Annotated in this window: 12 protein-coding genes; 8 read left to right on the top strand and 4 right to left on the bottom strand. The window is 42.8% G+C overall.

The annotated features are described in order from the left end of the window. The first annotated feature begins 1 nt into the window (after position 1). Entirely contained in the window at positions 2-565 is a 564-nt protein-coding gene (locus NL646_RS02500; protein WP_005459729.1) for an OmpA family protein, read from the top strand. A gap of 222 nt (positions 566-787) precedes the next feature. After that, positions 788-1,246: a hypothetical protein gene (locus NL646_RS02495; protein ID WP_015313138.1), complete on the top strand. Its 459-nt coding sequence runs from the start codon at positions 788-790 to the stop codon at positions 1,244-1,246. Positions 1,247-1,419: 173 nt separating this feature from the next. Here the strand turns inward: NL646_RS02495 and NL646_RS02490 are convergent, their stop codons facing one another. After that, positions 1,420-2,274, bottom strand: coding sequence for a LysR family transcriptional regulator (locus NL646_RS02490; protein ID WP_253663801.1), 855 nt, complete (start codon positions 2,272-2,274; stop codon positions 1,420-1,422). A 167-nt stretch (positions 2,275-2,441) separates the two neighbouring features. After that, positions 2,442-3,440, bottom strand: coding sequence for a LysR family transcriptional regulator (locus tag NL646_RS02485; RefSeq protein WP_367618096.1), 999 nt, complete (start codon positions 3,438-3,440; stop codon positions 2,442-2,444). A 190-nt stretch (positions 3,441-3,630) separates the two neighbouring features. On the opposite strand from NL646_RS02485, the gene NL646_RS02480 reads away from it, so the two are divergent. The 6 genes from NL646_RS02480 (at position 3,631) to NL646_RS02455 (ending at position 13,323) form a co-directional block, all read left to right on the top strand. After that, a complete protein-coding gene (locus NL646_RS02480; RefSeq protein ID WP_031829864.1) occupies positions 3,631-5,082 on the top strand; it encodes a DUF1254 domain-containing protein in 1,452 nt (483 codons plus the stop codon). A gap of 409 nt (positions 5,083-5,491) precedes the next feature. Further along, a complete protein-coding gene (locus NL646_RS02475; RefSeq protein ID WP_253663800.1) occupies positions 5,492-9,157 on the top strand; it encodes a transporter substrate-binding domain-containing protein in 3,666 nt (1,221 codons plus the stop codon). Then, positions 9,141-10,307, top strand: coding sequence for an EAL domain-containing protein (locus NL646_RS02470; protein ID WP_005454249.1), 1,167 nt, complete (start codon positions 9,141-9,143; stop codon positions 10,305-10,307). The genes NL646_RS02475 and NL646_RS02470 overlap by 17 nt, the downstream gene beginning before the upstream one ends. Continuing rightward, entirely contained in the window at positions 10,300-10,896 is a 597-nt protein-coding gene (locus NL646_RS02465; protein ID WP_005481323.1) for a response regulator transcription factor, read from the top strand. The genes NL646_RS02470 and NL646_RS02465 overlap by 8 nt, the downstream gene beginning before the upstream one ends. Before the next feature lie 9 nt (positions 10,897-10,905). Next, on the top strand, positions 10,906-12,276 hold the full coding sequence (locus NL646_RS02460; protein WP_005486479.1) for a GGDEF domain-containing protein: 1,371 nt from the start codon (positions 10,906-10,908) through the stop codon (positions 12,274-12,276). Between the two features lie 159 nt (positions 12,277-12,435). Continuing rightward, positions 12,436-13,323, top strand: a complete 888-nt coding sequence (locus NL646_RS02455) for a LysR family transcriptional regulator (protein ID WP_005486496.1) — start codon at positions 12,436-12,438, stop codon at positions 13,321-13,323. Between the two features lie 10 nt (positions 13,324-13,333). Here NL646_RS02455 and NL646_RS02450 read toward each other — a convergent pair whose 3' ends face one another. Both NL646_RS02450 and NL646_RS02445 read right to left on the bottom strand, forming a co-directional pair. Continuing rightward, positions 13,334-13,942: a response regulator transcription factor gene (locus NL646_RS02450; protein ID WP_253663799.1), complete on the bottom strand. Its 609-nt coding sequence runs from the start codon at positions 13,940-13,942 to the stop codon at positions 13,334-13,336. Beyond that, positions 13,935-14,099: a hypothetical protein gene (locus NL646_RS02445; protein WP_005454149.1), complete on the bottom strand. Its 165-nt coding sequence runs from the start codon at positions 14,097-14,099 to the stop codon at positions 13,935-13,937. The genes NL646_RS02450 and NL646_RS02445 overlap by 8 nt, the downstream gene beginning before the upstream one ends. Positions 14,100-14,118: the final 19 nt, after the last annotated feature.

Here is a 14,118-nt window from a genome sequence, read left to right as displayed (position 1 = left end):
AATGAAAAAGTTAATACCATTTGCGATTATTTTTACTTCAAATGTCGCGCTCGCTAATTGTATCAACCAAAGTGAAAACTATGTTACTTCAAAAGTTTTGAAAAGCTCTGATACAAAAATTACTCAGGTGGATGGAAAACTCGCATCAGTAATTAATGAGGATCTTTCCATTGTGCAAGATGAAAAAATTGAAAAGGTTGAAGCTACAAACGCCACGGAAAGTTGCACATTTGATAAGAACTCAATGTCGTTAGTTCTACACTATGATACTAATGAGCACTATCTAACAAACGTACATAAACAAGCTATATCAAAGTATTTAGAACTGGTTAACGAAGACAAACGTATTCTCGTTGAAGGGCACACGGATGATGTCGGAAGCCAGGCTTACAACAAAAGTTTATCCCTTCGACGTGCAAGTACAGCCTCAAAGTATTTAAAGAAAGATCTGGGGCTTGGCAACAGAATTGTGGAAAAGGCCTTTGGGGAGTCTGCACCTATATGTAAGGTGAACGAGAATAAGCTGTCAGGCTGTAACCGTCGAGTTGTATTAACTATAGAGTAATGAGCAATCCACTATTTGCTGTTGTAATTTTAATATTCATGTGCTCAATATTATGTGGTATTTAAAAGCTTAGTTTTTACTAAGCTTTTATTTTTGTGAATATTATTTCTGTAATGTATAAATTAGTTGTCTCAACCAATGAAATGTAAACATATTTTCGTGTCGATATTTTTGTTTTTTGGTAACGCTTACCATTCCTATGCTGAAGTAGAAAAACCAGCGATGAGCGCCCAACTAGAGGAGTATGTATATAACCCTCGTATACTCAAAGATGTTTCTGACACTTTATTAGGCATCGACTTAAATAAAAATAATATCAGAGATGATGTCGATAAAGTCGTTAACCACCTAGAAGTAACAGAAGCTGATAAAGAGTTTATGTTACGTTATATCCAATACGCGACAAGTATATTAAGTTATGATTTCGCAAAAGATAGGTTAGAAAATCCGCTGATTGCTAGCGAACTCTACAAAGAACTCAATTATATAAATAGCTGCTATAAAGAGTCAGGTGTTGATGGTAAAGATTTATATGATTCAATAAATGCATTAAACGTATTGATGTTTAATACAGACGCTAGAATCATTGCCTATCTACATTATGAAAAGTACTTGGATATTAGAAATACATACGAGTTGCTAAGCTATGATTGTAAAAACAAAAAATATCATCAAGTTTAATCGTGATATCTTTGCCATTTAAAAAGATCTGTTATTTAAAAACGAATTTAGCCACCATCGCTTTTGTTCTGTCTATAGAATTATTATCAGTACACGAGGTAAAGCCGCTAGATAACCGCGCCTAGCTTACCGATACAACTGTATGGTTCTTGGCATCGGGAACAAGCAAAGAGCTAAGATTTGTAAAATGGTTTTAGCGTTTCTTTGATGTTGTTTCGAATACGCTTGTGGTGCAGGTTGTTTTTTTCTCTTTTGTGATAAATGAAATGGTAGGTGACAAGGTTTGACTCAATGGGCAAGTCAATCACTTGTAAGTCTAGTTGTTCCTTCCATTTCATTGCAAAAGAGTGGGGGATTATCGCGATATTGTCACTCTCAATCACGTTTAACACGACGCCAGAAAGAGAAGATGCTACGGTTTCGACTTGTACGTTATTTAGGTATTGGTTGTGATTGGTCGTTTGGCTCACAGCCCATTCATCAGTCAGCACGCAGTGTTTCTCTTGAAAAAACTGCTTGGTATTGATTTGTCCATTAATTCTCGGATGTGTTTTGCGGCATACGACGACATTTGGCTCTTCGTGAATCACCTCATTGACCAGTGTAGAATCATCAGACTTGATTGAATCAATGATTAACGCAATTTTCTGCTGATGAAGCAGTTCCAGTAACAGGTTTTTTGTCGCGACAGCTTCGTGAATAGAAACGTTGTTAATAGACGATAAACTACCCGAAAATACCTCTGAGCAGTAAACCTTAAATTGAGGCGAAATGGACAATGCATTCTCTACCATACACAGTGCTTGCCTTAGTTTTGGGAGCAAGTTCTGCCCTCTAGACGTCAGGGAAATTGAACGTCCTACCTTGATGAAGAGTGGGTATTCAATTAGTGCTTCCAAGCGCCTAATGGAAGCGCTTACTGCTGGTTGCGTCACGCCAAGGTGCTCAGCCGCTTTGGTGTATGATTGATATTCTGCAGCAATTAAAAATGTTTGGATTAAGTTTAAATCCAGTTTTTTATTAGTCATTAAAGTTATGGTCTGTTGTTATTTTAATATTGATTGCTTAATCAATATACCTCTAAAACAAAGATCAATTAACTTCGTTGATGTTATACAGAATATATCAAATATTAATATCTCACCGGTAAATGAAACGTTACCATTGAGAAGAATCGAAAGGCTTTAAAAAACAACTAATTATCGTTAATGGATGAAAGTGTGCTTTCAATTATTGGAATCAGCCATTTATAAATAGGACTATTGCGATGGCGATAGTGCATGTATAGGTAAATATCTTGAGACTCGCCTTTGAAGGAGGCTTTTAGTTGTGGAGAGAGTGACAAACTTTTGAGTCCGGAAAGATGCTTTCTTGAAAGAAACGCAGATGTGGGGAATAGAGCATCTGTCTCCGAAATCACTTCTAATAGAGACAAAATGGAACTGGACCTAAAAGCGGTTTCGGTTTCAATGTTTTCACGCTCTGCCCAGCACTCAATAAGCGTTCTGTTCTCATTCCAATCTGGGACGATGGCAGTGACAATTGGGTATAGACTTAAGTCATTACAATCGATCGCTTGATTCGATAAAGGGTGCGCATCTCTCGCTAATATCTGAAATTCATCGGTGGCAAGGTGCTTGGTTTGTAGTTCTTTTGGGACATTGTTTAGAGGGTAGTTGATTCCCAAATCTAACTCACCATTAATCAGTTTGCTAATGGTATTTGAGCTCCAACTTTCTGTTTCTATTGTGATATTAGGAGCGATATCTAATAACTTTAAATGTAATTTCGCAGGGAAAGAGACGCCAAAAAATCCATTAATTGCGATTTTTATATTCGCGGAGCTGCTTTCTGGCGAAAATTCATCAAGCTCTAAAATGAGATTCGATAAATCATCCATTATTTTAGGTAAGCTATCGGATAAAAGTTGTCCTTTGTCCGTAGGCTTTAATCCATACCTCGTTCGCACAAATAGTGGGTCGTTAAAATGCTCACGTAGACGTGCCATCGCCCGGCTGACAGCTGGTTGAGTGATGTTGAGCCTCTTGGCTGCCGCGACTGTTTTCTTCTCTTCCGATACTACTCTAAAAATCTTTAGCAGATTCAAATCTAAATTATGTAACGGCTTTTTGTTTTTATCTTTATTTTTCATTCGATTACGTTCTTGTGGTGTAAGGCGTATCCGTGTTTGCATAAATTAACTTATACCAAAATTGGTATATTACCAATAATAAATGGTCAATTTATCTCCTTATCTATGAACCTTATGATGATGGTGGGTTTGAGATATGAACAAAGAATAATCGGTTCAACATTAATCTAGACTTGAAAAGACTTGTTCTAATTTGAGCAACACCATCTAATAAGATAAGGATTACTTCCATATGAAAAAGCGCATTTTAGCAGTAGCAGTGACGAGTATGCTTCTGTCTGCCTCTGTCTTTGCACAAGAAACGGTGGTTCCAAGCCGCGTGGGTGATTTGAAATTTGAATCAGATTTTCCGACACAAGAAACAATGAAAAACATGTTGAATGAAATGGATTTTCAGCGTGCAACCCAAGCTTATCTTTGGGGAATCCCTGCCTCAAGTATTATGGAATGGCTGAACGTTAGCCGTAATGATTTTAAATTTGAAGAAGGTCAAATGGGCTTCTTCAATACCCTTAAGCAAAAACAAGGCATTATTACCGCCAACTTTACAACGCCTTATGTTATCGGTACGTGGAACCTAGAAAAGACAGGCCCGCTAATTATTAACCTTCCTGAAGCTAAGATGGCGGGCATGATGCTTGATGTCCATCAGCGCGTACTGTCTGATTTGAGCTTATTGGGCCCAGATAAAGGTAAAGGTGGCAAATACTTGATTGTGCCACCGGGTGAAAAATACAAAGATCTAAATCCAAAAGGCTATTACGTCATTAGACCGAAGACCAATGTTGTATATGGTGGCATCCGTATTCTTGAACCGGATGTTGATCGCGTAGTGAAACAAGTGGTGCCAAACATCACAACGCAACCATACGCCGATGGCAAACTAGGTCGTAAAATCCCGGTTGCTCAAGTGCCGGAAATTGATTGGACGCATATTCCAAAAGATGGCTTGGAATACTGGAAGACCATCCATCAAATCATCCAAGAAAACCCAGTGGAAGAACGCGATCGTTTTGTTATGGCTCAGCTGAAGTTCTTAGGTATCGAGAAGGGTAAGCCGTTTAACCCAACAGAAGAGCAAAAGAAAATTCTGCTTGAAGCAAGTAAAGTTGGCCGAGCAATGGCGCAATCAAATGATTACACCAAGCGTTTTACACAGCCGTACTGGAAAGGCACGAATTGGAAAGATGCCATCAGTGTGTCACTTGATCAACGAAGCGAAAACTACGATGAACTTGATGAGCGTGCGGCGTGGTTCTACGAAGCGATCACGGTTTCTCGCGGTATGAAGAGTACGATTCCAGGCTTTGGTCAGCGTTACTTAGTAACGTATCAAGATAGTGATGGTAACTGGCTGTCAGGTGAACATACCTACAAACTGCATGTACCAGCGAATGTCCCTGCGTCAAACTTCTGGTCGACGACGGTTTACGATGAACACAATCGTCTGATGATCATCAACGATGCAGGCTCACCAGACATTTCTTCTCGTAAGAATTTAAAAGTTAACTCTGACGGTTCGATTGACGTTTATTACGGTCCAAAGCCAGTGAAAGGTTATGAGAACAACTGGGTACAAACGAACCCAGGAGAAGGTTGGTTTACGTATTTCCGCTTCTATGGCCCAACAGAGAGAATGTTCGATAAGAGCTGGACGATGGGTGATATCGAACTCGTCAAATAAGAACATTGGTATCAATATAGGGAAACACACGTCTCCCTGAGTTATAGCACGGCACCTCAAAACTGAGATTGTCTGTTGTAAAATTAAGCTCGGCTACAGGACTGTTTTACCTGTGGCTGAGCTTTTTACTAAATAAACAAGACTTATCAACTGGCTAAGTCATAAGAATAATCTGATGGCGCGTTTTCCAACTTTTCAGTTGTTTATTGGCTGAAACACAGAACATTTACTGTTGAGATATTGAACGCAAATATCGTGTAGTCAAAGGTGGAATATCTTGTCAGAATGTCCTTACTTATTTTTAATTAATCAATTAAAAACATATAGTTAATTGTCATTTCGCTAAAGTTCGAAATTTGACATTTTTGCTGATCAATTTAGTCTGGCTTTCCAATTAGAGGAAGCATTTATGTTCAGCATTCTAAGAAAAATAATCATACTTACCGCAACCGTAACCAGTCTTGCGGTTTCCTTTAATGCGCTTGCGAAAGAAAATACAAAAGACAGCATCGTAGTCGGCGTTATCACACAAAACGACTCTTCAAATTCCGTTGTAGACAGTGTCGGTCCATTTTACGGCATCAACCTCGATTATCTCTCTAACATCGCTAAGGTTCTTGGGCTCAACCTAGAACTGCGCGCTTATCAACACATTCCGCCGTTGCTTAACGATGTTGAAAACGGTGTGATTGATGGCGCTGTGGGTTTTAGCAAAACGCCAGAAAGAGAGAAGCGTTTTCTGTTCTCGAAACCCTTTTTCTCCAGCACCATCGCTGCTTGGTATCGTGATGCTAGCTACAAAGATCGTGATATTCGCGATATCAAATGGGTGTGTGTGGAAGGCAGCGTGTACTGCGACAATCTAACCTCGCAGGGTATCGACAACATTATCTACGTGAAAACGCGTTTAGAAGCTTTTGATGACGTTCGACGCGGCAAAGCTAACGCGTTGATTTACACCTATGTGGGCATTACCGAATACCTTGATGCTAATGATATTGTGAAAGGAATTGTCGATATTCCGAATTGGCTGCAAGAAGAGGAGGTGAGTTTTATCGCCTCACTAGACAACCAGAAACTGATCGACAGCATCGACAAAATTCTTGAATGGGAGCAGAGCGGTAAAAACATTCGTTCGGTGGCATCAAAAAACCCGTATCACATCAACGACAAGTTGCTGGTGGCGTACCGTCGTAATCATAAAAGTAACTTAACGATCACGTACAGCAGCAGTGATGAAGCGTATCCATTTCTCTATCGAGATTCGCACACGGGTAAGCTGGACGGATTCTTCCCTGACTTTATCGACTTAATTCAGTCGCGTACGGGTTTGGCCTTTAGTTATGTGAAACCGACGTCGAGTCTTTCTAATGGGTTGACGGCGTTTGATGCCGATATTGTCCCGGTATCTTATGTGGGCCCAGTGCCTAAGTCAGACTGGCTGATCACTAAACCATTCATGCACAGCAATTACGTTTCTATCCAAGCAGAAGAGAGCGAACGCGACAAGTCTTTGCCAGAAAAAGCGGGCATTCTATTGAGTTTAAAGAAGCAAGGGTTGGTGCACTTAGGTGTGTGGCAACAGGACCGTTTTGAACGTTATGACGATTTAAAACAGTTGCTTGCGGATTTGAAATCGGGCGCTTTGGACGTGGCTTACATTCCTGATGACGTTGTTCATAGCATGATTGCGCAAGATCAGGTCGATGGTTTGGTGATCAATGAGCAAGACGTTCTGACGTTCTCGAATGCGTTTGCAGTTGCAAAACACAATACGCAGCTCCAACACATGCTCAACAGCATCATCGAAACCATTGACTCAAATGAGATAGAAAAACTTCTGCGCTCGCACCGAAGCTTCAACCTAGTTTATGGCTACGACGATGAGCAAATGGCCAAATTTTTCTTGGCAGGTGCGGTCGCTTTTTCTCTGATGTTTGCTGCCGCGTATTTCATTCTTGCGCACCTACGTTTAAAGGTGAAATTAGCTGAGCTGAATGCCAACAATGAAGAAGCGGAAAAACAATGGCTGATGGGCATCATTCAAGAAATTAACAGCTTGGTGTTTATTCACGGTGAAGATAACCAGTTGGAAATGAGCAACTGTGCCAACTATAAGAGCAAGCAATGCCAAGAATGTAAGCTGAAAAGCTGCTCGACTAATGCGCCTCTCGTGAACAACTCGGATGAATTGGCCACTGTAATTGGCGGACAACGCATCTCGGAAGAGGTCGCGTCTGCGGGGTGCGAACTCGGTATTAAACATGTGTATCGAGAGCGAAAAACCATCGCGTCTCCAAGCGGGAAGAAGAAGTTTGTGCTGACTGTGATTCAAGACATTACTCAGCAAAAAGAGCGTGAGCAGGCGTTAATTGATGCGCAAAAAGAAGCACAAACTGCAGTGCGCGCCCGTGAAAACTTTTTAGCGACCATGAGTCACGAGTTAAGAACCCCATTATCGGCGGCGCACGGCATCCTCGATTTGCTGAATCGCCAAGTGACGGCCGATTCAAATCGCGAGTTGATTGCTCAGGCCATGCGATCACTCAATCATTTGAATGTGCTAGTCGACGAAGTGTTGGATTACTCAAAGCTGGAAGCAGGGCAGTTAACCGTTGCTCCTGCTAAAACCGACTTACTCAAAACCTTGTGCGATGTGTTTAGAAGCTTCGAGCCAAGAGCGCTTGCGAAAGGTTTGGATTACAAAGTTACGATCAAGCCGTTTTCGGATGCGTTCATTGAAATCGATGCACTGAGATTAGTGCAAATCACCACCAATCTGCTCTCAAATGCCGTGAAATTCACAGCAGAAGGCGAGATCGGAATCAGTGTCATCCTGCACGAAAAGCAGCTTATTTTGAAAGTTGCAGATACGGGCATCGGTATGACGGATGGTCAACTCGAAGGCATTCTCAACCCGTTTGTTCAAGCGGATGACAGCATTACGCGCAAATATGGCGGCACAGGGTTAGGGTTGAGCATCGTTGACCGATTGATCGAGTGTATGGGCGGCGTGCTCTGCATCGATTCACAATTCGGTTTGGGTACGACGATCACCGTCAAATTGCCAATTGAGCGTTGTGATTCAGAACCAGAAGTGCGTTTGAACTGGACTTACAGCGAGGCATTGCCACTCAGCATTCGTCAGTGGTGTGACGCATGGAAAATGCAGCCAGCAACACTGGCAAGAAGTATGGCGAACCTTTACGCCGCACAAGACAACGAAGCGGGCTTTGATGGTGTGATGCTGCGCGATGATCGAGAAATTCTCGGTAGTCTCACGCTGCGAGAGCTTCAATACCCAGATGCGCTGTTCAATTTGCTTAGCCAAACGCAGCAAGAGACCAAGTTGGACGAGCTTAAGTCCGAAGAAGTTTCGTGGATTCTCGGAACGGTATTAGTTGCGGAAGATAACCCAATCAACCAAAGCGTGATTTCAATGCAGCTGCGTGAGCTTGGTATCGAACCTGTGATTGTGAACAACGGCCGTGAGGCTTGGGAGTACATCAACCAAGATGAAAACGTCGTGTTGCTGCTGACCGATTTTCACATGCCAGAAATGGATGGCTATGAACTGATCAAACATGTGAGGGCGTCTGGTTTCAAATCGCTGCCAATCATCGGTGTGACGGCGGAGGATGCTCGCCTTGCCAATGAGCGCACACAAGACATCGGTATTGATGATGTACTTTACAAGCCTTACGACCTCAACAAATTGAAAACCGTTTTGGTGCCATTTATTGGCAAGAAAGAAAAGACCCGATTACCGGATTGGATTAAGCGTTTTAAAACGCAAGACGCAAAAGAAATTGCGCGTGTGTTTAGCCAATCTATGGCAACGGATATTGAAAACCTACAAGCTGCCTCTACTGAGCGAGATAAAAAACGGGTTATCCACGGCATCAAAGGTGCAGTTGGGGCAATTGGAATCAGCATGCTGACTGAGCTTTGCATTGAGGCAGAGCGAGTCACCGCGGCGGAGTTTGACAGGCGAGCCGCGGAGTTAATTTTACGAATCGAGCAGGAGATCGACAATATAGACTATTGGGCAGAGATGAATGAATACACAGCTTAATGTGATGGTGATTGATGACCATCCACTACAAACCACAATACTTACGCAGATATTGAATCGCTATTGCGCGCAAGTAACGTCCTTCAACGGTGTCGATGATGCGATTCAATGTGCGCAACGTCAGCATTTTGATGTGATTTTTTGCGATATCCAGATGCCAGGAAAAGACGGCATCGACATGATGGAAATGCTCGATCAGATTCAATACCAAGGACAAGTTGTGTTAGTCAGCGCGATGGAGCTGACCATCATCTCTGCGGTGCGTGCCATGTGCGAAGGGTTTAGCTTTGAGGTGTTAGGAAAGCTGCCTAAGCCGTATGACGAAAACCAAGTGGTTGAACTGCTGAGCCTAATGAAAGGTGAAAAAACCAAAAAGGCGACGTTTATTCAACCCATCGAAGTGCAAGATCAAGAGTTCTTATTCGCGTTGGGTGAAGGGCGAGTGAAAAACTATTACCAACCGCTAGTGGATGCGCAAAGTGGAGAGGTGCTTGGGTATGAAGCGCTCGCGCGTTGGAGTCATCCGATTTATGGTGTGTTGTCGCCTTACCACTTTCTGCCGATTGTTGAACGTTGCCATCTCTCTGCCGAGTTGTTCCAAGCCGTCTTGAATAACGCGATTTATGACATCAAGCATCGGGGTTTGACGCAAAAAGTATCCATCAATGTTGATCATGAAAACTTGGAAGATCCGGAATTTTCACATCGCTTTTTGCAGCAATGCCTTGAGAACGAGATTGAACCCTCTCAAATCACCATTGAAATTACAGAGCGCGACACGTTTCAAACCAGTGCATCTCTGTACAAGAACTTACTCAAGCTAAGAATGAACGGCGTCACCGTCTCAATTGATGACTTTGGCACAGGCTCATCGACGTTTGAAAAACTGGCTCAACTGCCGTTCAACGAGCTCAAAATAGATCGCTCGTTTGTGCAAGGCGTCGAGTGCGATATGAAAAAACGCAACATTGTTGTCGCCATCTGTGCGCTGGCGAAAAGTTTGAACATACGGCTCGTCGCGGAAGGAATTGAAGATGAAGTCACGCTTCAAGTGATGCGTGAATACGGAATTGACCTTTGCCAAGGTTTCTACATCGACAAACCCATGCCTTTAGAAGCAATAACCATACTGAATGAAAGATATGAATAAAATGAATTGTTTGATCTTTGATGATCACCCTCTAGTTTGCGTTGCAATCAAATCCTTACTGAAAGAGCTGGGGATGACCAATGAAGTGTTTACCGCAACGTCAGCAAAGTCTGCATTTAAGACATTAAAAGAGAGCAACATTGAACTGCTGATTTTGGATGTGAACTTGGCCGATTGCGACGGCTTTGATTTCTACAAACGCATCAAATCCCACGGTTATGAAGGCAAGGTCATTTTCTTCTCGGCGGAAACCAGCCAAATGTACAGTCAAATGGCGTTTCGATCTGGCGCAGATGGTTATGTGTGCAAATCGGAAAATCACGACATTCTGAAAGACGCTATCGAAGCGGTGGTGAAGGGCTATACCTTCTTTAAATTTAAGCAAGTCGCGAACGAAGTCAGAGAAATGCCGCAACTTTCGAGCAGAGAAAGTGCCGTGATGAAGTATTTGCTGCAAGGCAAGTCCAATCGAGATATCGCGTCTGTGTTGTCGATTAGCGATAAAACCGTCAGCACTTATAAACGCCGCGTACTGGATAAATTTAACGTAAAGAACATTGTCGAGCTAACGAGAGTAGCAGGGACCTAAGGAGACACCATGACATTTAAAAGCATCGCGCTGTCTTTCTTTGTGGCGACGTTACTGTTTGCGACTTCAACAATGATGATAGGCGCTGTGTTGATTTCTTATGAAGTAAAGCAGTTCAACACCTACGCAAATAACCTAGCCAAAATAAAGCAAAAAGTCATTTTAATGGGGCTGCTGACGGAAGCGAAGCTTGAACAATACAAAGGCTTGAGCGTGGATGAAGTGGAAGCTCAAACTGAGTTCAGCTTCCAAGACGCGATTTACTCGCTGTCACCGTACGAAAAGCTGAATTACGTTGAAGCCGTCGCACGCAAATCGCTGCATCAAGCCGAAGCGTATTTATCAAATGCGTTTAATCGACAAAATGCCATTATGTACTTTCGCTCTTATACTGGGAGCAAGTTGATTTTAGAGCGACCAATCAAAGCGTTAGAAGGTGTGAAGGCCACATTCGATGTCGATTGGTGCAAGAGCAACTACTCTTGCGTTCTGGCTGCGTGGAAAGAGCAACTGACTGATCGCGTGTTGTTTTCTCTGCCGTTTAAAACCACCTACTCGGATGACATGGCAATAAGCATCATGAGCCCGGTTTATTTCCAAGGTGAGTTAGTCGGCGAGTTTTCAGAACAGCTCTATCTTTCATCACTTTATAACGAAGGGAAAGCCGTCGACGTACAGATCTCCAATGGTAACAAACAAATGGTGATCTATTTTTCAGGTTATCCGTGGCCATCGTTCGCGTACACCCAATCTTTTGTGGCAGACAACAACAACTTGATTGTCTACATGTACCCGTTCAGTAAAGTGATGGTGGATTACAGCTTTCTGTTTGTTATTTTCTTTTTGGCAACCTTGGCGTATTACAACAAAGCGCATGAATCCAAAGAGAGCAAACTTCGTCTGGCGACGGCACTGACGAATGTGACAAAAGACGATTTAACTGGGTTACTTAACCGCAGGGTCTTCAAAGATAGCGAATTCAAACGCCGCTTGAAAACGGCCCCTTATTCCGTCATTGCCATTGATGGCGACAGGATCAAGCGAATTAATGATCGCTATGGTCATCACGTTGGGGACGAGGTTATCGAGATCATTGCCGATGCGATGCGTAAAGTGTTCAGAACCAGCGATTATCTCGTCCGAACTGGGGGCGATGAGTTTATCGCAATCTTGCCGGGGTGCAGCATCAGTCAGTCTTCGATGTTGGCGAAAAAGTTACGTAGCGTTGTCAAAGACAACCGACTTAAAACGTTAGACATTGAAGTTAGCGTAAGCACTGGCGTTGCGGCAAACGAATCACACGAATCACTGCAAGATGTTATCGTTCGAGCAGATGAAGATCTCTATGAGATGAAAAAACGCAGACAACAATCACAGTAAGTAATAGTTTTATTGATAAAAATGCCAAGTGATTGGACATAACCATGACATAACTGTTTGATTAATTTGACCAAACAGAAAGAGTGGTCTTTTATATTAGAGCAGCCAGCAGACAATGGCTGCTCTAATTATTTTCTGACCTTACATCTGGTGTCGCGTGTGAACAAAGATCTCGACTTAAACCTACTCAAAATTCTTGTCTTATTGGATAAGCACCGCCAACTCAAGCCCGTTGCAAAAGCGATGGGGAAAAGTGAAGCGTCCATCAGTAAATACCTTGCCCGATTACGACTTCAGCTTAACGATGAGCTCTTTATCCGACATCCTCACCACATGGAGCCGACGGACTATTTAAAGCGTCAACTGCCTAAAATTGCCGACGCGTTGGAAAAGCTTGAAACTTGCTTAATCAGTGGTGAGTTTGAGCCAGAAAACTACGAAAAAGACATCACAGTCTGTTTACCGCAAACCGCTCAATACTCATTTGGTCACTTGCTCGCAATGGATTTGATGGAGCTGTTCCCTAAAGCACACATTTCAGTGGCCACCATTACTGAGTACACGGTTGAAGAGATCATCCTAGGCAAGGTGGATGCGCAGCTTCATTACTTTAACGATGACTTACCGAAATCTGTCCATCAGAAATTCATTGGTTATGCACCCGCAGTGGTTGTGGTTCCGGAAGAGTTGGGGATTACAACTCTTGAAGAAGCTGCACAATTACCATTCATCATGTTAGAAATCATCGGCTGGAAAGAGAAAGAGCAGCTTGCCAAGCGCGCAATGGAGAGTCACGGTATGGTGATCAACCGAATTGCAGCGTTAGATAATGTCAGCAGCGTGTTGAAGCTAATTAAGCAAAAGAGTGCGGCAACGGTGTTACTTGAGTATCAAGCGCCAATAGAAGGGTACAACTTTATACGAGTACCGGAATCTTACTACCCGAATGGTTGGCCCAAGATTGTGGTGCAAATGAAGCAAAGTCATCGGCATGATGCAATGCACCAGCTGTTAACTGGCGCCATTGCAAAATACATGAGTGCTTAATTCTCAGTGCTTAGCGGCAAAACTGAATGTTTTCTGACTGAGGGATAGTATGCAGCAGCTCAATCAATGAGTCTGCGTGGTACTTCTTCAAGATACGTGTTTTGTAGGTACTGATCGTTTTAGCGCTCAGTGAAAGCTGCTCAGAAATTTTCTTATTTGAGTAGCCTTGCGCTAAGTAATGGAACACCATAGCTTCGCGGTTTGATAGCGTCACATCACCCGATGATGGCGTGAGAGTCGACTTAAACATCGAGTAACCGCGAGACACACTCACAATCGCATCGGCGATAGTTTCTCTTGCTTCATTCTTGTTTAAGAAGCCGTTAGCGCCCATTTCGTAAGCGGCTTTAGAAAGGCTAGAGTAGTCACGTGAAGAGACAAACAACAGTCGTCCACGATAGCCCGTCGCTAAAATGTTTTTGGCTAAACGCATACCATCTCGGTCGCCAAGCACTACGTCTAAAATAATCAAATCAATCCTTTGACTTCGAACGAGCTCCATTACTTCCGCACTGTCAGTGGTTTGGATTACTTCAGCTGTGTTGATTGCATTTTCAACAAGAGAAGCAAGCGCTTCGCTGTACAATGGCTGGTCGTCGATAATAAGAACGTTATTCAAAGTGAACCTCATCTAATATTTCAACTAGTACGCTGTCAGGCAACAGCTCGATTGGATGAGTAGGATTGTAGGAAAAACCTTGCTGAGAGGAAGGAAAATGACTCTTTCCAAAAATGAAAATCAGTGTCTTATTTTTTGGAATGTTGGCGGCAGCCATTGAAACACTTAACGATGAG

This window comes from Vibrio sp. Y20_XG_PY13 (assembly GCF_024181925.1).
Classification (GTDB): domain Bacteria; phylum Pseudomonadota; class Gammaproteobacteria; order Enterobacterales; family Vibrionaceae; genus Vibrio; species Vibrio parahaemolyticus.
This window is presented reverse-complemented; position numbering and strand designations above follow the sequence as displayed.

Coding starts and splice junctions, on each gene's coding strand:
- NL646_RS02485 (WP_367618096.1), bottom strand. CDS start 3,440: ATGCAAACACGGATACGCCTTACACCACAAGAACGTAATCGAATGAAA.
- NL646_RS02490 (WP_253663801.1), bottom strand. CDS start 2,274: ATGACTAATAAAAAACTGGATTTAAACTTAATCCAAACATTTTTAATT.
- NL646_RS02495 (WP_015313138.1), top strand. CDS start 788: ATGAGCGCCCAACTAGAGGAGTATGTATATAACCCTCGTATACTCAAA.
- NL646_RS02500 (WP_005459729.1), top strand. CDS start 2: ATGAAAAAGTTAATACCATTTGCGATTATTTTTACTTCAAATGTCGCG.
- NL646_RS02475 (WP_253663800.1), top strand. CDS start 5,492: ATGTTCAGCATTCTAAGAAAAATAATCATACTTACCGCAACCGTAACC.
- NL646_RS02445 (WP_005454149.1), bottom strand. CDS start 14,099: ATGGCTGCCGCCAACATTCCAAAAAATAAGACACTGATTTTCATTTTT.
- NL646_RS02460 (WP_005486479.1), top strand. CDS start 10,906: ATGACATTTAAAAGCATCGCGCTGTCTTTCTTTGTGGCGACGTTACTG.
- NL646_RS02470 (WP_005454249.1), top strand. CDS start 9,141: ATGAATACACAGCTTAATGTGATGGTGATTGATGACCATCCACTACAA.
- NL646_RS02480 (WP_031829864.1), top strand. CDS start 3,631: ATGAAAAAGCGCATTTTAGCAGTAGCAGTGACGAGTATGCTTCTGTCT.
- NL646_RS02465 (WP_005481323.1), top strand. CDS start 10,300: ATGAATAAAATGAATTGTTTGATCTTTGATGATCACCCTCTAGTTTGC.